The organism is Serinicoccus chungangensis (genome assembly GCF_001483745.1).
GTDB lineage: Bacteria > Actinomycetota > Actinomycetes > Actinomycetales > Dermatophilaceae > Ornithinicoccus > Ornithinicoccus chungangensis_A.
The window spans coordinates 43,494-66,448 of record NZ_LQBL01000030.1 but is presented as its reverse complement, the minus strand read 5'-3'; the positions used below and the strand labels follow the sequence as shown (position 1 = coordinate 66,448).

At 73.6% G+C, this 22,955-nt stretch carries 19 protein-coding genes, 2 tRNA genes and 1 pseudogene; 6 read left to right on the top strand and 16 right to left on the bottom strand.

Annotated features, from left to right (window positions below; genetic code table 11):
- Nucleotides 1–38 precede the first annotated feature (38 nt).
- The 4 genes from AVL62_RS12535 to AVL62_RS12520 form a co-directional block, all read right to left on the bottom strand.
- The gene (locus AVL62_RS12535) at nt 39–932 is read right to left on the bottom strand and encodes a universal stress protein (RefSeq protein WP_058892001.1); all 894 of its coding nucleotides are present in this window, start codon (nt 930–932) and stop codon (nt 39–41) included.
- An 82-nt stretch (nt 933–1,014) separates the two neighbouring features.
- Nucleotides 1,015–1,248, bottom strand: coding sequence for a helix-turn-helix transcriptional regulator (locus AVL62_RS12530; protein ID WP_139719084.1), 234 nt, complete (start codon nt 1,246–1,248; stop codon nt 1,015–1,017).
- Between the two features lie 5 nt (nt 1,249–1,253).
- Entirely contained in the window at nt 1,254–2,108 is an 855-nt protein-coding gene (locus AVL62_RS12525) for an ABC transporter permease (RefSeq protein ID WP_058892000.1), read from the bottom strand.
- Nucleotides 2,105–3,040: an ABC transporter ATP-binding protein gene (locus tag AVL62_RS12520; RefSeq protein WP_153011785.1), complete on the bottom strand. Its 936-nt coding sequence runs from the start codon at nt 3,038–3,040 to the stop codon at nt 2,105–2,107. Before AVL62_RS12520 ends, AVL62_RS12525 begins: the two co-directional genes overlap by 4 nt.
- 130 nt (nt 3,041–3,170) lie before the next feature.
- Here AVL62_RS12520 and AVL62_RS12515 point away from each other — a divergent pair.
- From AVL62_RS12515 to AVL62_RS12500, 5 genes are all read left to right on the top strand, one after another.
- A tRNA-Ile gene (locus tag AVL62_RS12515) sits at nt 3,171–3,247 on the top strand.
- 40 nt (nt 3,248–3,287) lie between these two features.
- A complete protein-coding gene (locus tag AVL62_RS17910) occupies nt 3,288–3,419 on the top strand; it encodes a DLW-39 family protein (RefSeq protein WP_235585695.1) in 132 nt (43 codons plus the stop codon).
- A 74-nt stretch (nt 3,420–3,493) separates the two neighbouring features.
- Nucleotides 3,494–3,566, top strand: a tRNA-Ala gene (locus AVL62_RS12510).
- A gap of 85 nt (nt 3,567–3,651) precedes the next feature.
- Nucleotides 3,652–4,458: an SDR family NAD(P)-dependent oxidoreductase gene (locus tag AVL62_RS12505; protein WP_058891998.1), complete on the top strand. Its 807-nt coding sequence runs from the start codon at nt 3,652–3,654 to the stop codon at nt 4,456–4,458.
- Nucleotides 4,459–4,809: 351 nt separating this feature from the next.
- Nucleotides 4,810–6,909: a cell wall-binding repeat-containing protein gene (locus tag AVL62_RS12500; RefSeq protein ID WP_058891997.1), complete on the top strand. Its 2,100-nt coding sequence runs from the start codon at nt 4,810–4,812 to the stop codon at nt 6,907–6,909.
- Nucleotides 6,910–6,918: 9 nt separating this feature from the next.
- On the opposite strand, the gene mgtE is transcribed toward AVL62_RS12500, so the two are convergent.
- From mgtE to AVL62_RS12440, 12 genes and pseudogenes are all read right to left on the bottom strand, one after another.
- Nucleotides 6,919–8,256 (bottom strand): magnesium transporter, encoded by a 1,338-nt coding sequence (gene mgtE / locus AVL62_RS12495; RefSeq protein ID WP_058891996.1) that lies wholly within the window; start codon nt 8,254–8,256, stop codon nt 6,919–6,921.
- Nucleotides 8,257–8,339: 83 nt separating this feature from the next.
- Nucleotides 8,340–9,902: a flotillin family protein gene (locus AVL62_RS12490; RefSeq protein WP_083518932.1), complete on the bottom strand. Its 1,563-nt coding sequence runs from the start codon at nt 9,900–9,902 to the stop codon at nt 8,340–8,342.
- A 165-nt stretch (nt 9,903–10,067) separates the two neighbouring features.
- Nucleotides 10,068–11,066: an alpha/beta hydrolase gene (locus tag AVL62_RS12485; protein WP_153011784.1), complete on the bottom strand. Its 999-nt coding sequence runs from the start codon at nt 11,064–11,066 to the stop codon at nt 10,068–10,070.
- Nucleotides 11,067–11,071: 5 nt separating this feature from the next.
- Nucleotides 11,072–11,383: an AzlD domain-containing protein gene (locus AVL62_RS12480; RefSeq protein WP_058891994.1), complete on the bottom strand. Its 312-nt coding sequence runs from the start codon at nt 11,381–11,383 to the stop codon at nt 11,072–11,074.
- Nucleotides 11,380–12,080, bottom strand: a pseudogene (locus AVL62_RS12475) (AzlC family ABC transporter permease). Before AVL62_RS12475 ends, AVL62_RS12480 begins: the two are co-directional and overlap by 4 nt.
- Before the next feature lie 99 nt (nt 12,081–12,179).
- The gene (locus tag AVL62_RS12470; RefSeq protein ID WP_058891993.1) at nt 12,180–14,177 is read right to left on the bottom strand and encodes a cell wall-binding repeat-containing protein; all 1,998 of its coding nucleotides are present in this window, start codon (nt 14,175–14,177) and stop codon (nt 12,180–12,182) included.
- 132 nt (nt 14,178–14,309) lie between these two features.
- Nucleotides 14,310–14,870 carry an NYN domain-containing protein gene (locus AVL62_RS12465; protein WP_058891992.1) on the bottom strand — a complete coding sequence of 187 codons (561 nt, stop codon included), beginning with the start codon at nt 14,868–14,870 and terminating at the stop codon, nt 14,310–14,312.
- 33 nt (nt 14,871–14,903) lie between these two features.
- Nucleotides 14,904–16,094, bottom strand: a complete 1,191-nt coding sequence (locus AVL62_RS12460; protein ID WP_058891991.1) for an alpha/beta hydrolase-fold protein — start codon at nt 16,092–16,094, stop codon at nt 14,904–14,906.
- Nucleotides 16,091–17,173 carry a hypothetical protein gene (locus AVL62_RS12455; RefSeq protein ID WP_058891990.1) on the bottom strand — a complete coding sequence of 361 codons (1,083 nt, stop codon included), beginning with the start codon at nt 17,171–17,173 and terminating at the stop codon, nt 16,091–16,093. Before AVL62_RS12455 ends, AVL62_RS12460 begins: the two co-directional genes overlap by 4 nt.
- Nucleotides 17,163–18,380: an ATP-grasp domain-containing protein gene (locus AVL62_RS12450; protein ID WP_058891989.1), complete on the bottom strand. Its 1,218-nt coding sequence runs from the start codon at nt 18,378–18,380 to the stop codon at nt 17,163–17,165. Before AVL62_RS12450 ends, AVL62_RS12455 begins: the two co-directional genes overlap by 11 nt.
- A gap of 87 nt (nt 18,381–18,467) precedes the next feature.
- Entirely contained in the window at nt 18,468–20,669 is a 2,202-nt protein-coding gene (locus tag AVL62_RS12445) for an acyltransferase family protein (RefSeq protein WP_058891988.1), read from the bottom strand.
- A gap of 172 nt (nt 20,670–20,841) precedes the next feature.
- Complete coding sequence (locus tag AVL62_RS12440) at nt 20,842–22,320, bottom strand: hypothetical protein (protein WP_058891987.1); 1,479 nt, start codon at nt 22,318–22,320, stop codon at nt 20,842–20,844.
- 109 nt (nt 22,321–22,429) lie between these two features.
- Between AVL62_RS12440 and AVL62_RS12435 the strand changes: the two genes are divergently transcribed.
- Nucleotides 22,430–22,948: a peptidylprolyl isomerase gene (locus tag AVL62_RS12435; protein ID WP_058891986.1), complete on the top strand. Its 519-nt coding sequence runs from the start codon at nt 22,430–22,432 to the stop codon at nt 22,946–22,948.
- Nucleotides 22,949–22,955 lie beyond the last annotated feature (7 nt).

Here is a 22,955-nt window from a genome sequence, read left to right as displayed (position 1 = left end):
GTGAGCCGGCCGCCCGGTGCCGGCACGGGACGGCCGGGTCAGCGCACGATGTGCACCGGCACCATGCTCATGTGCAGGATGTTGCGCGTCGTCGACCCCAGCAGGAACGACGAGAGCCGTCCGCTGCCCCGGTTGCCCAGCACCAGCAGCGCCGCGTCGGACGATGCCTCGACGAGGTTCTCGTCGGCGCGCCCGCTGGGGGTGGCGATCTCCACCGAGAGGTCGGGGAAGGCGGTCGTGAGGGCGTCCGCGGCATGCCGCGCCTGCCCCGCCGCCCGCTCACGGCGCACCTCGGCGGCCTCGTCGACCGACCGCATACCGTCCACGCTCAGACCCCACGGGTCGGTCGTCGGCCGCTCCCAGCTGCTGACGACGAGCACGTCCGCGCCCCAAGCCTGGGCCCACCTCGCGGCAGCCTCGGCGGCCCGTTCGGACTCCGGGGACCCGTCGACACCGACCACCACGCGGGACTCGGGCCCGGGCATGGAGGCCGGCCCCGGGACGACGGTGACCGGGCACCGGGCGTGGCCGGTGAGGCCGTAGGCGGTGGCGCCCAGGAGGGTGCTGCGGACCCGGCCGAAGCCGCGCGACCCGACGACGACGCCCCTCGCGTGGGCGGACGCCTCGTCGAGCGCCTGGCGGGGACCGAGCAAGGACCCCTGCGCGGTGACCTCGAGGTCGGGATGCGCCTCCCGGGCGATCGCGGCGCCCTGCTCGGCGAGGTCGGCGGCCCGCTGGTGCTCGGCGGCGGGGTCCCAGATGCCGATGGAGACGTCCTGCGCGTGGACGATGCGGTCGGCGGCGTGCAGGACCACGAGGGGCGCGACCAGGCGGGCCGCGGCGTCAGCCGCCCACCGGATGGCGTCCTGGGAGCTCTGCGACCCGTCGAAGCCCACGACGATCGGTCGGGTCGTGCTCTGGGTGGTGTTCATCGTCCTCACCTCTCTGTGGGATAACTACTACACTCAATAGTAGCCTGGTGAGGGGGTTGCCCGCCATCGTCGGCAGGGGCGGTCAGCCGCCCAGCGGCGGGAAGGGTCGTCGGCTGAAGACGGTCTCGACCGGCACGGCGAAGTACTCGGCGATCTGCAGCGCGAGGACGAGGGAGGGGCTGTACTCGCCCCGTTCGAGGTAGCCCACCGTCTGGTAGTGCACGCCCAGCGCTTCGGCCAGCTCGCGGCGGCTGATGCCGCGCTCCACCCGCAGCATCGCGATGCGGTTGTGCAGCGGCGGTGACTCGCTGGGCACGGGGGTCAGTAGCCCTTCGCCAGGACACGCTCGCGGGCCGCCTGGACGGTGCTGCCGGACTGCCGGCGCGCCATCCGGCGCAGCAGGACCGGGGCGACGAGCAGGCCCACCACCGCCCACCCGAGGAGGACCAGCAGGGCCAGCACGAGCCGGAACTCGCCCCCGATCTCGGCCGCGGCCGCCTCCGGCGGCAGCAGGACGGAGCGCACCGCGACCCCGATCCAGTAGAGCGGGCTGCACTGCGCGGCCCACTGCAGCGGCGCCGGCCAGCCACCGACCGGGTAGAACACCCCGGAGAGGGCGGCCACGGCATACATCGCCATCATCGCCCAGGCGAGGCCGATCATCGTGCGGAAGACCGAGCCGAGCACCGCACCCCACGGGAGCATGGTCACCACCCCCAGCAGGAAGACGACGAGGAGCAGCACCCACCCGAGGAGGTCGCGGGGCATGACGTCGGGCAGGAAGATCGCCGCCCCGACGATGGCCGGCAGCATGGGGATGAGCGCGTCGAAGGGCGCGACGAGGATCTTGGCGAGCAGGTGACCCGTCATACCGTGGGGCACCGCCTTCGCGCGGAGCAGGGTGCCGTCCTCACGTTCGGCCTGCAGCTCGCCGGCGACCCCGAGGACGGCCGCCGAGATGACGCCGAAGGCGAGGAAGCCGCTGAAGATGTAGCCGCTCGCCCCGACCTGGGCGACACCGAACTCGGCGTCCCGCAGGAACCACAGCACCACGAGGACCACGAGCGAGACGACGACGACGCTCAGGCCGGCGGGCGAGGTGTACTTCCGGACGAGGGTGATCCGGGCCTGCCGGGCGGCGGACCGGACCACGGCGGTCGGGATGGCCGTGGTCATCGCAGAGCCTCCAGGGCGGCGGTGGGTAGGTCGGCGCCGTCGTGCTCGTCGGTCTCGGAGCGGCGCACGATGTCGAGGTAGATGTCCTCCAGGGAGGCCGCGCGCACCTCGAGCACCTCGACCTCGCCCGGACGGGTGCTGAGGAGATGCGCGAGGTATGCCGTGGGGTCGGCGTCCGCGTGCACGGTGACCTGCCCTGTCGCCCGGTCGCGCCACCGCACCTCGCTGGACCGCGACAGTTGGTGGCGCAGCGCGTCCGGGGTGCCGTCGGCCACGATGCGACCCCCGGCCAGGATGAGCAGCCGGTCGGCGATCTTCTCCGCCTCCGCGAGGTCGTGGGTGGTGACGAGGACGGTCGTCCGCAGGTCGGCGAGGTCCGCGACGAGGTCGTGGATGTCGCGCCGGCCGGCCGGGTCCAGGCCGGTCGTCGGCTCGTCCAGGAAGAGCAGCTCGGGCCGGCCCACCAGGCCGATGGCCACGTCCAGGCGCCTGCGCTGCCCGCCCGAGAGCTTGTCGATGCGGCCGCCGGCCTGGGTCGCGAGCCCCACGCGGGTCAGCAGCTCGTCGGTCGACCAGGGACGGGGCACGGCCGCGGTGGCGTAGGGCGCGTAGTAGCCACCCATGACCTCGATGAGGTCGCGCACCTTCCAGGTGCCGTGGTCGCGCCAGCTCTGCAGCACCACGCCCACCCGGGACCGCCACGACTCGGGGGCCGTCGACGGGTTCTCCCCCAGTACCGTGACCTGGCCGGCGGAGGGCTGACGGAAGCCCTCGAGGATCTCGACCGTCGTCGTCTTGCCCGCGCCGTTGGGTCCCAGCAGGGCCACCACCTGGCCGCGGGGCACCTCCAGGTCGATCCCGTCGAGGACCAGGTGGTCGCCGTAGGACATCGTGAGGCCGTGGCAGTGGATCGCCGCTGGTAAGGACGACATGGAGCCAATGTAGTAGACCTGCTACATAGTGTTCAAGACCTGCTATCGGTGCGAGGAGCCGGAGGTCGGTGTTTTGGCGGCGCTCCGGGCCGTGAGGTAATCTCGACCGTCGCGTGCCTCGCACGTGCCCGGGCCTATAGCTCAGTCGGTTAGAGCGCTGTCCTGATAAGACAGAGGTCACTGGTTCAAGTCCAGTTAGGCCCACCACCCACCTGCGTCGTCGCCGAGATCAGGAGTTGATCGACAGATGAAGCGTCTCCTCATGGTGGCCGCCGCCGCCGCCGGCCTCGTGGCCCTCAAGCGGATGCAGGACCAGCAGGCCGAGCGCGACCTGTGGGCCGAGGCCACCGACGACGTGCCCGGTCAGCCGGGCCAGTAACCCCACCACCCGCCGGACCCGGCTCCCGCCCAGCAGGAGCGGGTGCGCGGCGGTCGGACAACTTCATACCCCTCGGGGGCGTGGCGCAATTGGTAGCGCATCTGCTTTGCAAGCAGAGGGTTGTCGGTTCGAGTCCGGTCGCCTCCACCGAGTGACGGCACAGGCCCTTCCCGCACCGCGGGGAGGGCCTGCGTCATGGGCGCCTCCCTCCGGTGGGTGACAGGATGGTCGGATGAGCTCCCACCCCTCCCGCGGCGTCCTGGTCACCGGGTCCTCCCGAGGTGTGGGGGCGGCGGTGGCCCGCGCCTTCGCTGCGCGCGGCGACCGGGCGGTCGTCCACTACCTGGGCAGCGACGAGGCCGCGCACGAGGTATGCCGCTCCCTCCCGGGTGACGGTCACGCCGTCGTGCAGGCAGACCTCGCCGACCCGGACGCCGTCGAGCGGCTGGCGACCGAGGCGGTCGAGGCCCTGGGCCGGGTCGACGTCCTGGTCAACAACGCGGCGATGCTCGCCGCACCGTCGGAGGGTGGGAGCCGGCGCGGCGACCACCCGCTGGAGGAGACGGCATACCCCGAGTGGGTGGAGATCTGGCGGCGCACCCTGGAGACCAATCTGCTCGGCCCGGCCCACCTGACCTGGCAGGTGGCGCGCCATATGATCGACGTGCGGCCCGCGGACGGCGTCCCGGTGGGTCGGATCGTCAACATCGGCAGCCGCGGTGCCTACCGGGGCGAGCCGGACATCCCGGCCTACGGCGCGAGCAAGGCCGGCCTGCACTCCTTCGGCCAGTCGATGGCGATCCGGCTGGGGAGGCACGGGATCGCGGTGACCTCGGTGGCACCGGGCTTCATCGAGACCGAGATGGCCGGGTATGCGCTGGCCGGGGACCGGGGGGCCGCCACGAAGGCGCAGAGCCCGTTCGGCCGGGTCGCTCAGCCGCACGAGGTCGCCGATGCCGTGCTCGCCCTCGCCGATCCGCGGGCGGAGTGGGCCTCGGGGGCGGTCCTGGACCTCAACGGGGCAAGCCACCTGCGCTGATACCCGCCGGCCGGTCGGGCCCCTGAGCTCGCCGAACGCACCTCGAGAGGGTGGTGCAGGTTCGGTCCCGCACAGGCTCTGTCCATCCTGGGCGCGGAGTGCCACACTGAGGAGATCGGCGACCTCGTGGGCCGCCGGGAGGACAAGGAGTCCATGATGCTCCTTCGACGGTTCTCGACAGCCGTGGTGGTGGCTGGCTCCGCGCTGGCCCTCGCGCTGGGGCAGGTCCCTGCCCAGGCCGACAGTGCTGGTGCTGCGCGTCCGGCGGTGTCGCCCGCAGTGTCGGCTGCAGCACCGGTCCTGTCCCAGCTGCCCCCTCCCCAGCCAGGCGCCGAGGTCTACCGCCGCCCCGTGGACGGGTCGTACACCATCAGCGGACGCGGTTTCGGCCACGGCATCGGCATGTCCCAGTACGGCGCGCACGGAGCCGGCCTCGCCGGGCTGACCCACGGCCAGATCCTGAGCTACTACTACCCGGGCACCCGCCTGGACACGCTCACCTTCGGGCCCATCCGCGTCGGCATCACCGTCGACGACGACGGGGTGACCCGGGTGGCCCACCGCTCCGGCCTCCGGGTCGGCAACGCCGCCACCAGCACCACGACGTATGCCCTGCCCTCCGGTCGCGCCCAGTGGCGGGTGACGGCGACGGGCACCTCGTCGAGGAGCTGCACCCTGCAGGGCCGGGTCGACGGGGTGTGGTCGACCACCTGGCCGGCGGGTCTCACCCGCGCCTGCCCGCTGACCTTCAGCTCCCCGACCGAGGGCACGGTCGACCTCTTCCTGCCCGACGGTTCCCGGCGGATCTACCGCGGCGCACTCACGGCGGTGCACACCGGCACGTCCACCCTCCAGACGGTCAACCGGTTGCCGATGCAGTCGTACCTGCGCTCGGTCGTGGCCTCGGAGATGCCCGCCTCTTTCCACGCCGCCGCCCTGCGCAGCCAGGCCGTGAGCGCGCGGACGTATGCCGCCCGTGGGGTGGGTGGGACGGCGATCTACGACACGTGCGACACGGTGGCCTGCCAGGTCTACCGGGGCAGAGGGGTGCGGACCAGCGGCGGTGGGATCACCTCCTACGAGCACCCCAACACCGACGCCGCGGTCGGCGCCACGGCGGGCCAGGTGCTCAGCTACCCGTTCGGCACCGGCCGGGCGCTGGCCACGACGATGTTCTCCTCCTCCTCGGGCGGGCACACCGCACCAGGCTCAGCGGCGCACCCCTACCTGCGTGCCCACCCGGACGCCTACGACGGCGTCGCCGGCAACGCCCGCCACACCTGGACCGCAGAGCTGCCCGTGAGCACCCTGGAGTCGACCTTCGGCATCTCCTGGGTGGAACGGGTGCAGGTGCTGCAGCGCGACGGGTTCGGGGCCTTCGGTGGCCGCGTCGTGAGGGCCCGGATCGAGGGCTACACCTCCGCGGGGCGCTACACCTACCGCGACGTGACCGGCCCTGACCTGCGTTTCGCCCGCCCGTACCCGACCCACCGCAACGGGTTGTCCTCGCACTACTTCACCTTCGTCGCCGAGCCCACGGTGCGACCTGCCACCCGCATCGCGGGCGCGGACCGGTATGCCACGAGCGCCGCCGTGGCGCGTGCCTGGCCGGTGGGGGTCTCCACCGCCTACATCGCCTCCGGTCGCGACTTCCCCGACGCCCTCACCGCGGCAGCCCGCAGCGGGGTCCGCGACGCGCCCCTGCTCATCACCGACCCGGCGTCGCTGTCGTCGTCGACCGCCCAGGCGCTGGCCCGACTGCAGCCGGGGCGCATCGTCGTGGTCGGGGGCTCGGCGGCCGTCTCCGACACGGTCGTCTCCCAGCTGGCGGCATACTCCTCGAGCGGGGAGGTGCAGCGGCTGGGTGGCGCCGACCGCTACCACGTGGCGGCCACCGTCGCCGCGCACTACCCGCCGGACGTCCCGCGGGTCTACCTGGCCAGCGGGCAGGACTACCCCGACGCGCTCTCCGGCGCCGCCCTGGCCGCCCGCCAGGGAGCACCGCTGCTGCTCACCCGCCCGACGTCGCTCCCCCCCGTGGTCGCCGAGCAGCTGCGACGCCTCTCCCCCGGCCAGGTCATCGTGCTGGGCGGCGATGCGGCGGTCTCGGGGGCCACGGCACGGGCCGCCGGCAGCTTCAGCGACACCGGTGGCTTCACCCGGGTGTCCGGCGCCGACCGGTACGCCACCGCCCAGTCCGTCGCCCAGCTCTACCCCGCCGGCACCAGCCGCGCCTACGTGACCTCGGGCACCGCATACCCCGACGCGCTGGTGGCCGCCGCACGGGCGGGGCGCCAGGACGCTCCCCTGCTGCTCACCCGGGAGACCACGGTGCCCGGACGCACCGCCGCCGCCCTGGACCGGCTCACCCTCTCGGCGATCTACGTCGTGGGAGGGTCCGCGGTGGTCAGCGACCGGGTGCTCGCCGAGCTGGGTCTGTCACTGGAGTGACCGACCCGCCTACAGCCCCAGGACCAGCCCGGCGACCAGGAAGTAGACGACGAGCCCGGTGGCGTCCACGAACGTGGTGATGAAGGGCGCGCTGATCACCGCCGGGTCGACCCCCAGGCGGCGCGCGACGATGGGGATGACGCCACCGGCGCCCGCCGCCAGGGTGCACACCGCCACCAACGAGATGGCGAGCACGACGGCGATGTCGACCCCGGCCAGCCAGGCCGACGGCAGGAACGCGAGCAGCGCCAGCGCACCGCCCAGGAGAACGCCGACCGCCACCTCCCGGACCAGGACCCGGCCGACGTCCCGGGTGCGCACCTCGTCCAGCGCGAGAGCGCGGATGACGGTCGTCGCGGACTGGGCGCCCACGTTGCCGCCGGTGCCGATGAGCAGGGGGACAAAGAGCGCCAGCGTGACGACCCGGGCGAGCGTGTCCTCGAAGTAGTCGAGGACGTTGACGGTCAGAGCGGCGGCGACGATGAGGATCAGCAGCCAGGCGACTCGGCTGCGGACCAGGCGCCACACCGACGTGGAGAGGTAGGGACGGCCGGTGGGCACGGTGCCCCCCGAGCGGGCGACGTCCTCGGACTCCTCCAGCTCCAGGATGCGCATGGCGTCGTCCACGGTGAGCACCCCCAGCAGTCGGTCCTCGGCGTCGACGACCGGCACCGCGAGCGCGCCGTGGTCGCGGACCGACCGGGCGGCGACCTCCTGGTCCAGGGTCGCGGTGACCGTGATGGGCGCCGACATGACGGCGTCGACGACCGTCTCGGGGTCGGTGACCAGCAGGCGCCGCAGCGACACCACGCCGACGACCACCCGACCCGGGTCGACCACGGGCAGCATGTAGATCGTCTCCGCCGCGTCCGCCCCCTCCCGGACCTGCACCAGGGCGTCGGCCACGGTGATGCCGAGCGGCAGGGAGAGGACCTCCGGGGTCATGCGGCGACCCACCGACTCCGGCGGGTAGCCGAGCACGGCGAGGGTCATGCGGCGTTCGTCCGGCTCCAGGCCCGTGAGCAGCTCCCGGGCCACCGACGTGGGCAGCTCGTCCAGCAACGAGGCCCGGTCGTCCGGGTCCAGCTCGGCCACGAGGAGCCCGACGTCCTGGGAGCGCAGCTGCGTCAGGAGCTCGCTCTGCAGCGCGGGAGCGAGCAGCTCGAAGACCCGCACCGACGCCGCTCTCGGCAGCATCCGGTATGCCACGGCCCGGGCCCGGGCGTCCAACCGCTCGAGCTCGTCGAGCAGCACGGGCAGGTCCAGCTCGAGCAGGCGCTCCCGGACCGCGCGCAGGTCCTCCTGGCGCACGAGCGCGGCCAGGTCGGGCTCGTCCGTCCTCTCCATGGACCCTCCTTCAGGCCTCGTCGGCCCGGGCCGGGGCCCGTGTCACCGGAGGCGTCGACGCGTCCGCGCGACGGACCGCCCGGTCAGCCGTCGACGGTGCTGTCCGCCGTGTCGACCGTGGCCGACGGGACGACCTCGTCCGCCGGCCGGTCGTCGGCCGACCGCCCGCTGCGCAGCATCTGCAGCAGGTCGATGCCGGTCTGCGACTTCAGCTGCTTCGCCAGCTCCTGGACCCCGGTCGAGACCTGGCCGGAGAGCCGGGAGGCGCCGTCGCGGTCGATGACGGTGATGTCGTCGATGCTGCCGAGGGCGTCGGCGTAGGGCTGGGCCATCTTGGGCAGCGCGTCGAGCACCATCTGCAGGCGCGCCGACTCGGGGAAGGTCTGGTAGGCGTCGGCCTCAGCCTTGATCGCGGCACCGCGCGCCTCGCCCTTGGCCCGCTCGGCGGCCGCCTCGGCCTCACCGCGCGCCTGCACCCCGTCGGCCTCGGCGCGGGCCTGCGCCAGCGCACCCTCCGCGTTCCGCTGCTGCTCGACCAGCGCGGCCTCGGCGCGGGCCCGCAGGGCTGCGGCCTCCGCGTCGGCCTGCGCGGTCGTGCGCTGCGCCTCGGCCTCCGCCTTGCGGATGGCCGTGGTCTTGGCGGCCTCGGCCTCCTGCTCCGCGGCGTACTTGCGGGCGTCGGCCTCCTGGGCCGCCTCGTACTTGCGCGCCTCGGCCGGCTTGCGGACCTCGGTCTGCAGCTCCTGCTCGCGCAGCGCCGCCCGGCGCTGGGCCACCTGCTCCTGCTCGACGAGCACCGACTGCTGCGCCTCGGCCTCAGCGCGTTCCTTCGCCGCCCCGGCCTCGGCCTCGGCCTGCGCGGTCTCGCGGGCGATCTGCGCGTTGCGCAGCGCCAGCGCCTTGTCGGACTCCGCGATCTGCACGGCCGACTCGTTGGAGCGCTCGGTGCTCTCCTGCCGGGCCTGCGCCTCGGCGATCTCGGCGTCCCGGGCGACCGCGGCGGCGCGCGGCCGGCCCAGGTTGCGGATGTAGTCGCCGGAGTCCTCGACCGTCTGGATCTCGAAGTTCTCCAGGATGAGCCCGCGCTCGGCCAGCATCGGCACGGCGATGTCCTTGACCTCCTTGGAGAAGTCCTGCCGCTCGTAGAGGATCGACTCCACCGTCAGCGTGCCCGCGATGGTGCGCAGCACACCGACCAGCACCTCACTGGTCTGCTGCTCGATGACCTGCTCCTGGCTGCGCCCCGCGAAGCGCTGCGCGGCCGCCCGCACCATGCGCTCGGTGCCCCCCACCTTGACGACGGCGATGCTGCGCAGGGTCACCCCGACCCCGCTCTTGGTGGTGGCGTCCTCGGCGGTGACCGGGAAGCTCTGCGAGGCCAGCGACAGCCGCGCCACCTGCTCGAAGATGGGCTTGACGAACGTGCCGCCGCCGATGACCACCCGCTGGCCGGACAGGTCGGTGGTCTCGTCGCCGGTCTCGGGGTTGATGACGGGGGTGCCGCTCTTGCGACCGGTGATGATGAGCGCCTCGTCGGGGGTGGCGATCTTGAACCGCACCTTGGCGTAGACGAAGGCCACCACCCCCAGGACGACCAGGACGATGACGACGAACGCGACGATCAGGACGGGACCGGCGAGATCCATGGGGCTCCTCAGGTATGACGTGTGGTCCAACCGGTGGGTCGTGGCCCGACATGGACGCAGAACCCACGGCGACCGTCCCCTCAGCCTGCACGGCGCCGGGCGGTCCCCTCCACCCTATCCAGGCGAGGTGGGGTGACGGGGCAGGTCAGCGGGCCAGTCGCCCGGTCAAGGCGCGCCCGCGGCGTCCATCAGGGCCAGGCTGGCCTCGACGATCTCCGCCTGCGCCTGCGCCCGGCTGATCCCCGGTATGCCGTCGCCCGGCTGCTCGCCGTAGTCGCCGAAGAAGGCGTGGATCCCGCCGGCGACCTCGACCACCTGCGTGTCCGGCGGCAGGTCGGCCAGGCTGGCCTCGATGTCGGCCGGGGTGGCGAGCCCGTCCTCGCTGCCGGACACCGTGGCGACGGCCAGGTCCTCCCGCCCGCTCAGGTCGTCCAGCGGGTAGGACGCCCAGAGCAGCAGGCCGTCGATCTCGTCGGGGTGGTCGGCGGCATACGTCGAGGCGACGACGCCGCCGAGGCTGTGTCCGGCGGTGACCCAGGTTCCGATCCCGGGATGGTCCTCGATGACCGCCCCCGGCGCCCCCGCCGCGGCGAAGCCGATGTCGAAGGGCTGCTTGACGACGACGACCAGGTGGCCGTCCGCGGCGATCCGGGTGAGCAGCGGGAGGTAGGCCCGGGGGTCGACCCGCGCGCCCGGTTGGAAGACGAGCCCGTCCGCCGGTGCCTCGCCCGCCGGGGTGAGCGTGATCCGCGTGGCGGAGTCGGTCACCGCGACCTCGGACGTGCCCTCCACGAGGGCGACGGCCTGCGAGCTGGCGCCGAAGGGCCGCAGCCAGGCGAGGACCCCCAGCACGAGGACGCTCGTCGCGACCGCCGCCACGCGTCCCACCACCCGCAGCCAGTGCCCTCGGCGCCGCGGCTGCCCGGGGGGAGGGGTGACGTCCCTGGTCCCGCTCCTGCCCCGGGCCCGGCTGCTGCGGAGCCCGGCGGCGAGCAGCAGGACGCCGACGACCGCGGCGAGCGAGACGGCGACGGGGTAGGCCGGGTGCCCGGCCAGCAGCACCCCCGCCCGGGTGGGCCAGATCCACGCGGGCACCAGCACCCACAGCCCGCCCAGGAGGAGCAAGAGCCAGGGCGTGCCGCAGGAGCGACTGCGGCGGGTCATGCCGGTCACGGTAGTCCCGCGAGCCGGCCGAGCGCCGCGGCCGCCGCGCCCACGACGACGACGAGCAGGAAGGGCGCCCGCAGGAGCAGGGCGACCACGGCCGCCCCTAGCGCCAGCACCCGGGAGTCCAGGGCGAGCGCCTGGCCGTCCGCCACGACGTTCATCGTCACCAGGGAGGCCAGCAGCCCCACCGTCATGCACCCGGAGACCCGGACCAGGGTGCGCGAGCCGAGCAGCCGGTGCGGCACGAGGTAGCCGCTGAGCTTGGTGAGGAAGGCCAGCCCGCACGCGGCGAGCAGCCACAGCCATACCGTCATCGTGCGGCCACCTCCTCGGGCGCGCGCTCGCGCCCCCACCACCCGACGAGGGCGGCGACGGCGGCCGCGACGAGGATGGGGATGCCCGGTGGCACGAGAGGTATGGCCAGCACGGTCACCACCGCGCAGACCGTGGCGACCGCCCAGGGCTCACGTCCGCGCAGGCGCGGCCAGAGCAGGCCGAGGAAGGCCGCCACCGCGGCGCCGTCCAGGCCCCACCGCCGCGGGTCGCCGAGCGCGTCCCCGGCCAGAGCGCCGACGAGGGTCATGAGGTTCCAGAGCACGAAGACCCCGAGGCCCGCGGTCCAGAAGCCCCGCCCCTGCTCGACCCGGTCGGTCTGCCCCAGGGCGATGGCCGTCGACTCGTCGATCGTGACCTGCGCGGCCGCGAGCCGACGCCAGCCCGCGGCCGCAGCAGGGTGTTGACCTGCATGCCGTAGACCCCGTTGCGCAGCCCCAGCAGCGTGGCCGCGCCCGCGGCCGAGGCGGGGCTGCCGCCCCCGGCCAGCACCCCGATGAAGGCGAACTGCGAGCCCCCGGAGAAGAGCAGCAGGCTGAGCAGGCAGACCTCGAGCACGCCCAGACCGCTGGCCGTGCCGAGCGCGCCGAAGGACACCCCGTAGGCCCCGGTGGCCACCGCGATGGACAGCCCCGCCCGGGTGGCCGGGCTCGTCCGGACCAGCTCGCGCACGTTCACCCCGCCATCGTGCCTCGTGCGTGGCGCCGGCGAGGGAGGGACCCGGGATGGAGAGGCGGCGCCTGGGGCGGCTCGGGTGCCGGCTCTCCACCCCGGGAGTCAGCAGGTGGTCGAGCCGGCCTCCCAGGAGAGGACGCCCGACCCGCCGGCGAGCCGGGAGAGGCGGATGTCGAGGGCGTCGTAGACCTCGTCCACCGAGCTCGTCCGGCAGCCCTTGCGCACCAGCAGCAGCGGGGCCGAGCGGTCCGCCGCCAGCTGGGTGCCGGCCATCGCGTCCACCGGGGCGTCGCCGGCCGCGAGCACCGCCGTGGTCGAGTGCTCGAAGGCGTCCATCGCGATGAGCGCGCTCGTCTGGTAGCGGTTGCCGCCGCCGATCCGCTCGATGCTCGCGCCGGGCAGCAGCTGCTGCGCCTGCCGGACCACCGACTCGGCGACCGCGCCCGTCCCGCCCAGGACGACGACGCGCTGGGGCGCGAGCTCGGCGAGCCGCGCCGCGGTCACCGGCGGCAGGTTCGTCGTCCGGGTGAGCAGCATCGGTGCCTCGACGTGGGCCGCGGCCGCGCCACCCCCGAGGGCGTCGGTGAGGTTGCTGCCGCTCGCGAGGTAGACGGTGCCGCTGTGCCACTCCTGCTCGTAGCTGAGCTGCACCGCGGTGTCGTAGCGGTCCGTGCCCGACACGCGGCGCACGGCATACCCCTGCGCCTCGAACGCCCGTCCCACGGCGGGGGTGACGGCCTGGGTGCCCCCGACGAGGACGACCTCCAGGGCGCCCATGTCCTCGAGCACGTCCATGGTGGACGGCGGGACCGCGTCGGGGCGGGTCAGCAGGACGGCGGCGTGCCCCTTGCTGGCGACCGGGCCGACCCCCAGCGCGTCGGCGATCTCCGGGCCCTGCGTGACATAGGCCGTGTCCACGCCGTAGGCGGCGCCCTCGTGGGCGAGGCCCGCGGCGACGTCGTAGCGGGTGGAGCCACCGATCCGCTGCACGGCCGTGCGCTCCAGACGCTGCTCGGCGGCGACCATCGTGCGCAGGGCGCCGAGCATCTGGTACATCTGCCAGCCGGGGCAGCTGGTGGCGTAGACGTCGCGGTGCCCGTGCAGGGTGGAGAGGGTGCGGGTCCAGCCCAGGTAGGCGTTGGTGTAGCGCTTCTGCTGGCCGACGTCGGCCCCGTGCAGGTTGAGGACCCACCCGGCGGTCCGGGCCAGGCCGGCGAGCTCGGCCTGCGGCACCGGGCTGATCTCGTGGTTGCCGAGCGAGCTGAGCCCGAACCAGTCGTAGTTCATGCCGTAGGAGTGGGCGCCCTGCACGTTGTTCTCCAGCCCGCCGGAGCGGCCCTCCCAGACCCGCCCGTAGCGGTCGACGATGGCGTTGTAGCCCACGTCGCGCCAGTCGAGGGTGTGCGCGTGGTAGCGGTAGACCGCGCGCAGCATCGCCGGGACCGCCTCGGCGCTGTAGTAGGCGTCGGTGGCGGTGTGGTGCAGGGTGATGCCCATCTTGGCCGAGGGGCGGATGGGCCCGGCGCTGGGGATGAGGTCCATGCCCTGGGCCCAGTCCTTGCGCCGGGCGACGACCAGGCCGTCCGGCTCGGCGTCGGGCACCGGCAGCTCGGCCACCGTCGCGGCGTCCTGCTCGGTGACGTGGGTGGTCCAGCTCTCGATGCGGGCGTCCTCGGTCGCGCCGGAGAGCTCCACCTGGACCCGGTCGGCGTCGAGCAGCACGGTCCCCTCGGTGCCCCAGTCGCCCTCGGCCTCCTCTGCGCCCTCGCCTTCCTCGGGGCCGGTGGCGAGGCCGTCCTCCAGGGAGGTCCACTCACCCCAGGCCCCGTCCTGCTCCACCCGCATCCGGGCCCCACCCTCCTGCGGGCCCGACCAGCGCACCCCCACGACGGTGACGGCCTGCTCGTCCACGTCCAGCGTCCCCCGCAGGACGTCGGAGCCCTCGCCGGAGGTGGCCTGCGGCACCGGGTCGAGGGCCACCGAGCGGTGCTCGGGGTCCCCGGAGGGGTCGGCGGCGAGGGCCACGTCGACACCGACGCCGGGCACGACCAGGGCCATCGCGGTGAGCGCGGACAGCACGAAGCGACGGGCAGAGGGCATGACGGATCTCCTTGACCGGAGACGTCCGGCCGCGTCTGACTGCTTCAGAGGGACGCAGCGACACTAACCTCAGGAGTCACGGAAGTCACTACTCTTTACCCAATGCATACCTTCTGATCTGCGGCGACGCCGTTACTGCAGGAACTGCGCCGGGTCGAACTCGGCGATCGGGATGATGCGCAGGCGGGGCAGCGGGGCGTTGAAGGCCCGGGTGTCGTGCTCGAGGTCGAAGAACTCCATGCCCTGGTGCACGAGCTGCTGGAAGCCCGCGTTGCGGAACTCCTCGAAGGCGATGAGACCGACGCGGCGGGTGCCGTCGATGAGCGGGGTGACCGTCTCCAGGAAGTCCCCGTCGTGGCTGACGAGCATGACGTCGTCGGTGCGGGCGTGCAGCGCCTCCAGCGTGCGCTGGATGGCGATGTCGACGACCTTCTCCTCGGCCGTCCCGGACAGCGGCACCGGGGTGTAGCCCAGCGCGCGCAGCGCCTGGACGAAGGACATCGGCAACCCGCTGCTGGCGTTGAGGAAGAAGAGCCCCTTGGCGCTCTGCCCCCACGTCTCCTGGGTGAAGGTGAGCAGGCGGTCCCACCGCGGGCGCTCGTCCGGGTGCGGGCGGCGGCCCAGGATGGAGTTGCCCAGGGTCGCGTCGATGTTCTCCCCGTCGACGAGGAGATAGGTGATGCGGTCAGCCATGCCGGACCTTCGTCTTTCTTCTCATGTATCGATTTATTCGTAGACCAGCTTCTGCGGACCCGGGAAGATCCACGACAACCCGTCCCGCAGCCGGTCTCTCCAGTTCTCCCAGGAGTGGCCGTCCCGTGACTCGACGTACTGCACCCGTGACCCGGTGGACTCGAAGACCGGCACCATCGAGCGGTTGGGCACGATGAGCGGCTCGTAGACGCCGCAGGTGATGAACATCCGCTCGGCGACCCGTCGGGGACGCTCACGGTAGCGGTTCATGAACCGCACGACCGGGTCGAAGGCCGGCCCCCCGCCGTGGTCGGAGCCGATGTCGGTGAAGACGAAGGACCCGGACTGCAGGAAGAGGTTGTCCCACACGCCGGGGTTGCGGGCGGCGGTGGACAGCGAGGCGACGGCCCCGAAGCTGGCGCCCATGAGGCAGCGGGCGTCCGAGCGGCGGATGAGCGGCAGCTGCTCCTCCAGGGCCGGCAGCAGCTCGGTCGTGAGGTGACGCGCGTGCGGGGCGGAGTTGGGGTACTCGCGCAGCCGGTCCCCGGGGTTGGTGAAGACCACGATCGTCTCGGCCATGTCCAGGTCGTGGATGAGGTTGTCGAGCACCGTGCGCATGGCGGCGTAGTTCAGGTAGTCGTCGCCGTCGTGCACGACGAGCAAGGGGTAGCGGCTGCTGCGCCGGAACCGCGCCGGGAGGTAGACCCGCGGGTGGGTCGCCCGCCGCAGCGCCTTGCTCTGGACGGTGAGGTCGACCAGCTCTCCCGGCCGGGCGTCCGGCTGCGGGGAGACCCACGCCGGGGTCTGGTAGCCGGCGGCCTGGCACACGCTGGAGGACCCGACCGGGCTGTGCGCCACGTGCGGGTTGAGCGGGTCGTTGAAGGTCTCCACGGCCTCGCCCTGGCGCACCTCGATCTGGTACTCCACCCGCGACGCCGCCGGCAGCTCGATGGTGACGTACCAGAGCGGGGTGGTGCCCTCGGGCACCTCCAGCCGCTTCATCGGCACGTGCTGCGGCTGGTTGACGATGCGGTGCCGGACGGCGACCCCGTCGGCGTGGCCGCGGTAGAGGAAGGTGCACTTCGCTCCCTCCACGATCGGCACCTCGCGCTCGGCCAGGAAGCGCTCGACGACCTGCTCGTCCAGCCGGCGGGCGCGCAGCGCGTTGATCGCGAGCTTGCCTTTGTGCCGCGGGGGCAGCGGGTATGCCGTCTGCTGGCTCACGCGTCCTCCTGCCCGGGGGTGGTGGTCGCGCCGGCGGGGGTGTCGGGGGTCGGGGGGACGGGGGAGGCATACCTCGTCACGGTGCCGTCCGGCCCGAAGACCCGGGTGCCCTCGGGCACCCGGCCGTCCGCGGTGAGGGTGACCCGGTCACCCGGGTCCAGGGGCAGCGCCACCCGCGGGTGGCACCGGTGGGTGAGGGTGCGCATGCGGTCCGGGTCCTTGATGTCGAGCCGGTCGGTGGCGGAGGGCAGGGCGACCAGGCCGCGGGTCAGGCCGAGCCCGTCCATGAGCACCTCGGCCACCCCGGGGGCGACGACCGAGTCGTCGTAGAACAGCACCACCCGCTCGGTGATCGCCATCGCGCCGGCACCCCAGGCGATCACCGGGCGGTCGACGCGGGCGTGGACGCCCCTGGGGTCGCGCGGGTCCGGCACGGCGGTGGCCAGCACCGGGGCGAGGTTGAACATGTGCAGGGTACCGAGGAGCACGCCCACGTGCCCGCCGGCGATGACCACGGCCTCGCACTCGCCGACCAGGCGGCCCACCTCGTGCCGGCCCCGCACGACGGGGTCCCGGTGCTGCGGCTCGTGGGTGGCGAAGAACTCGTCGTTCACCTCGGCGACCCGCTGGACGTGCCGCTCGTCCAGCTCGCGGATGATCTCGAGGACGTCCTCCACGGCCATCCGGTGCACCCGGGCGTCGCGCGGCTGGTGGCCCCGGATGCGCGTGCAGGCCTCGACCGCCTTCTGCAGCCCGATGAGGTAGAGCTCCTGCATCTCGGTGAGGACCTGCCGGCGCCGCCGGTCGGCGTGCTCCAGCTCGGGGTCCTCCTCCCAGATCTGCTGCATGCGCTGCCACAGACCGAGGTTGACGCACCGGCCGCCGAGCTGGTCGACGAGCACCGTGTCGTCCTGCTCCCGGTCGCGCCACCCGGCGGTGATGGTCGCCACCCGGGCACCCTCGAGCCGCAGGGAGCGCATGACCTCGTCGACGACGGGGTCGCGCTGGGGGCCCAGCAGGGTGATCCGGTGGTCGGGTGCCCCGTGGCCGTCGCCCTCGGCGGAGCCCTCAGCGGGCATAGACATGCACCGTGCGCCCCACGTCGTCGAGCATGTCCCGCAGCACGTCGAAGTCCGGGTGCCGCATCCGGATCCACGCGTTGGCCATGAAGCCGGCCTCGACCGGCTGGGTGCCCGTGCCGGCGACCGGGACGTGCGCGTCGATGATCCACCGGCCGTAGCGGTTCTCCACGTCCTCCAGCCCGCTGTAGCCGCTGATGACGCCGTCCCGGTCCGGACGCAGCGCGACGATGCCCGCGCTGTGGCTGCGGCTGGGGCGCTCGCGCACCTCGCCGTGCACGACGGACTGCGCCCACGCGGCATACACGTCCATGTCGTTGGCCGCGCAGTAGAGGTCCCAGCAGCCGACCCCGGGCGGCCGGCAGCCGATCTCGGAGAAGGTCAGCCCCCGCGGACCGTGGAACCACTCCATGTGGGTCGCCGACGTGCCGATCCCCAGCGCCTCGTTGACCCGGTGACCCATGGCGCGGATCTCGTCGTAGAGACCGCCGTCGTCGATGCGGTTGGTCGCCACGAACTGCGGGGAGATCCACCGCGAGCGCATCCCCTCCAGCACCCCGGGGAAGTAGTGGGAGGCGAAGTCCAGCTCGATGCGGCCGTCGACGGAGACGGTGTCGTAGAACCCCTCGTGCCCCTCGATGAACTCCTCGACCGCGATCGAGCTGTAGCGGCCCATGCGCTCCAGCGCGGCCGAGAGCTCGGTGTCCGAGCCGACGCGCACCGTGTCGGCGGCGCCGGCGGCGTCCCGCGGCTTGAGGATGAGCGGGTAGCCGACAGCGGCGGCGAAGTCCCACACCTGCGCGGCGTCGTCGGCCCCGGTGGACCGGGCGGTCGGCACGCCGGCGGCGCGCAGCGCCTCCTTCATCGAGGGCTTGTCGCGGCACAGCCAGGTGGTGCGCACCGAGGTGCCGGGGATGCCGAGGTCCTCACGGACCTGGGCGGCCACCATCTGGTGGGACTCGATGGTCGACTCCATGCGGTCCACCCACACCATGCCCTGGACGCGGCGCACGGCGTCGGTCATCTGCGCCCGGTCGGTCACCGACCCGACCTGCTCGTAGTGGACCATCCAGGACGTGAGCTGGTCGTCCAGGTAGTCCAGCGGGGTCTCGCCGATGCCGATGACGTTGGCGCCGGCCTCCGCCAGGGCCCGGGCGAACTCGCGCTGGTTCTTCGGGAAGTGCGGCTCGACGAGGACGATGTTCACGCCCCTGAGCCTGCCACATCCGGGCGGCGGACGGGAGTGCTGACCGGGGTGGGGCACGACGCGCCGCGCGGGTCGGGCCCGGCGGGCTCAGCCGCGGCGGGCGAGCTCGTCGAAGGCGCGGGCGACGACCTCGGCGTAGACGTGCATGCCGTCGAGGTCGGGGTGCACGTTGTCGCTCTGCAGCGTCTCGGGTTGCTCGCTGATCGTCGCGTTCCACTCCCCGACGACCGCGTGGGGGTAGTCCGCGACGACCTCCCGGAGGGTCTCGTTGGAGGACTCGGTGAAGGAGGCCTGGACGTAGAGGTCCATGACCACCACGTTGCGCTCCGGACCGAACCTGTCCAGCACCGCCCGCAGCGCCTCCTCGTCGACCCCGGCGTTGGTGCCGAGGTGGAGGACGACGTTGTCGCGGACGGTCCCGGCCTCGAGGGCCTCGTCCACCCGCTGCGTCGCGTCGCCCCACTGACGGTTGGACTCGGCGACGAAGGCGATGTCGGGGAAGCGGTAGGTCAGGCCGTCGGCGCTGGTGACGACCAGGGAGTCGCCGATGGCGGTGAGGTCGGACCCGGCGGGCACGAGCAACCCGTCGGCGTCCTCGGCGAAGGTGCTGCCGTTGACGTCCACCTCACCGGGCGACGGTGCGGCCTCCGCCTCGGTGGCCCCCTCCTCGCCCTCGTCGGCCGCCGCCTCCTCGTCGCCCGCCGCGTCCTCCGCCGCGTCCCCGTCGGACCCCTCGGCACCGGCGCCGAGGGTCGCGCCGAGCCCGCTGCCCCGGCGCACGGCCTCGTCCGGCCCCTCCTGGGTCGGCGCGGGGGCCGGCGTGCCGTTGTCGATGCGGGTCTGCGACTGCTCGATCTGGCGCTGCGTCGCGGACTTCTCCGGGGCGGTCATCAGCGCGACGACGGTGGCCAGCAGCAGCAGCGCCAGACCCGCCGCGACGATGCGCGGACGCCTGCTGCGGTGCCACCCCTGGGTGAACCACCGGGCGGCGGCCCGGATGCTGGCACGGATGCCCCGGCGACGGACCGGCACCTCGAGGAGCCGCCAGGAGAGCTCGGCCAGGACCAGGGTGATGACCAGGGCACTGAGCAGGACCGCGGTGCCGCGGGCGGTGCCGACGGCGTACGGGACGAGCGCCCCGGCGATGACGAGCACCGGCCAGTGCCAGAGGTAGATGCCGTAGGAGCGCTGCCCGAGCCAGGCCAGCGGCCGCAGCGACATGGCCCGCCGCCACGGCGAGGGGGCCTCGAGGAGCCCCGCCACGAGTACGACGGTGGCGGCCGACGCGAGCGCGATGCCACCGCGGAAGGTGAGCGGCGAGTCCTCCCCGGACCAGCGCATCAGACCGCCCAGGACCAGCAGCGCGGCGACGACGGCGGGGCCCCGGACCCGTCGCCAGGTGCGGGTGCGCAGGCCGGCCCGGTGCCCGGGGTCGGCCCAGGCGAGGGCCAGCGCCGCCCCTCCCATGAGCCCCATGAGGTGGGTGTCGGTGCCGTAGTAGACCCGGGTGGCGTCCGCGCCGGTGGCGAGGAGGGTAGCCATGAGCACGGTCGAGGCGAGCCCGAGCAGCACGACGGCCGCGACGCGGTAGCGGGTGGTGGGGGCGAGCGCGAGCAGGACGACCAGCGCCAGCGGCCACAGGAGGTAGAACTGCTCCTCGACCGCGAGGCTCCAGAAGTTGACGAAGAGGATGGGGCTGGTGCTGTGGAAGTAGCTCGCGCCGGCCGCGATCTCCAGCCAGTTGCTGGTGAACGTCAGTGCGCCGAGGGTCTGCCGGCCGATGCCGACGAGCAGGTCGCCGCCGACCAGCCGGGCGGTGGCGACGCTGACCAGCACGACCACGGCCAACGGGGGCAGCAGCCGGCGCGCCCGTCGTCGCCAGAAGGTGGGCAGGTCGACCCGTCCGCGCAGGTCGATCTCCCGCAGCAGCAGCGTGGTGATGAGGAAGCCGCTGACGACGAAGAAGACGTCGACGCCGAGGAACCCGCCGGGCAGGGCCGACGGGACGAAGTGGAAGGTCAGGACCGCGAGGATGGCGATGGCCCGCAGGCCGTCCAGACCCGGGATGTGCCCGGGCCGCGGGTCGACGTCGCGGGGGCCGCGACCTCCGCGGCGCGGGCTGCGGCGCCGGTCGGGGGTGGCCTCGAGGGCGGCACCCGGGGCCGCGGTGTGTCGCGGGGGCAGCGACGCGCGGGTGCGCTGCTCGCCGGGGTCGACCAGGGCCCGCTCGCCGCCGGGGGCGGGGCCGCGGTCCTCCGTGGGGGTCGGGGACGAGGCGGGCAGCGACATCTGCCGTGCCACCTCCTTCGTCGACCGACCCGGGAACCGCTGGCGCCCAATCTAGGTGCGCCGTCGCTGCAGGTCGGGGAGGTGGAGGGTGTGTCGCCGGACGTGCACGAGGCGCCCACCGTGGTGGTGGGCGCCTCGTGCCGGTCTGGTCCGGCCGGGGTGGATCGGTGTCTCAGACCCGCGTGGGGGTCTCCCCGTCGCCGTCGCTGTCGCCGTCGCCGGCGTGCGGCAGGGACTCGTCCTGGCGGGCCTGGGCGGCGCGGATCTCCTCGGTGGGGGCCTCGCCCTCGCCCTGCTCCTCGACGGGGGCGGCCTGGTCGCTGCCGAGCTCGTCGATCTGCTCGGTGTCGAGCATCTTCGGCGACCCGTCCTCGCTGAGCGACGGGGCTGCCACGGTCTCGTCCGGACCCGCGGCGGCGTCATCGGCCACCGGGCGGTCGCCGGGGGTGTCCTGAGCGTCGTTGCTCATGGTCGTCTCCTTCTCTGGGGTGGACCCGACCGCACCCGCCGTCGCGGCGGTGGTCGTCGCGGGAGCGGCGGTCGCCGAGGAGGCGGTGGTGGTCGAGGTGCTGGCGGCCCACGGGTCGCGCTTCTCCTGGGCGGCCCAGGGGTCGGCGGCGGGCTGCTGTTGCTGGGCGAGCCACCAGGCGAGCCCGGCGCCGGCGGCGGCGAGCAGGCCCAGGGTGATGAGGGCCCCGCCCCGGCGCTTCCGGGGCTTGGGCGCCCCGGTCACCGCGGCCACGACGCCCTCCTCCTGCGCCAGCAGGCGGTCCTTGCCGACCTGCATGTCCGTGAGCATCTGCTGGATCTTCGGGAGCAGCTCGTCGTTGATGAGGTCGCGCACGTGGTCCACCGCGGGAGCGACGCCGGCGATGCCCTCCTGGGCGCGCGGCACGGCGACGTCGATGCCGTGGTCCACCCCGGAGACCGCGCGGTCCCGGGTGGCGGCCGCCAGGCCGGCGAGCGCCGCGGCGCCTGCGCCCGCCCGAGCGACGGCGGCCTCGCCGACGGGGCCGGCGTGGTCGAGGGCGGCGGCGGAGCGGTCGCGCAGCACGTCCACGGCGTGGAGGCCCTGCTCGCGCAGGACGTCACCCTGGTGGCGCGCGTCCTCGACCGCCTGCTTGCCCTGCTTGCGGGCGCTCTTGGCGGTCTTCCTGCCCTGCTTGGCGGCGTTCTTGGCCGCCTTCTCACCGTGCTTGCGGGCGTCCTTGGCGGCCTGCTTGCCCTGCTTGCGGGCCTTCTTGGTCGCCTCCTCGCTCTGGCTGCGGAGGTCCTCGGCGAGCCGGGAGGCGCGGTCGGTCGCGACGGCACTCGCGGCGGCGGCGCGGCCCCCGGCCTTCTTGCTCTGCTTCTCCAGGGCCGACCGGCTGTGCTGGCGCGCCTGCCCGGCGGCCGCGCGCGCCTTGGCCGCCGCCTTGGCCGCCGACTCGCGGTCCTGCTGAGCGGCCTTGAGCGCCTTGGCTCGGGCCTTCTGGGCGTGCTTGCGCCCGGATGTGTCGTCCTGCGGGGCGGTCACCTCGGCGAGGGTCGCCAGGACGGCGGCACCCAGGTTGCGAGCGCCGGACGCGGCGCTGGCACCGGCCTCGGAGGCGTCCTGCCGGGCGCGGCTGGCCTGGGTCGCGGCCCGCTCGGCATCGGTCTTGAAGAACACGTGCTGTCCCTCCTGTTGTCGGTCTGGGCCCATCCTGCCCTGTCGCGCCCTCGAACTCCACCTCACCCGCCAGGCACGCGGGCTCCGGTGACCGTGCGAAACTGGGGCCATGAACGTCACGCTGCACACCAACCACGGCGACATCGCGCTGGTGCTCTTCGAGCACGCGGCCCCCAAGACGGTCGCCAACTTCACGGGCCTGGCCACGGGGGAGAAGGAGTACTCCGACGACGCCGGCCGGAGCAACCCGCAGCCGTTCTACGACGGCCTGTCCTTCCACCGCATCATCCCGGGCTTCATGATCCAGGGTGGCTGCCCGATGGGCGAGGGCTTCGGCGGCCCGGGCTTCACCTTCGACGACGAGATCAGCCCCGACCACACCTTCACCCAGCCCTACATGCTCGCCATGGCCAACGCCGGCAAGCGCATGGGCAAGGGCACCAACGGCTCGCAGTTCTTCATCACCGTCGAGCCGACCCCGTGGCTGCAGGGCAAGCACACCATCTTCGGCGAGGTGGCCGACCAGGCCTCCCGCGACGTCGTTGACGCGATCGCCGCGGTGCCGACCGGTGCCGGTGACAAGCCGGCCGAGCCGGTCGTCATCGAGCGGGTCAGCGTCGACGGCTGAGCCCCGG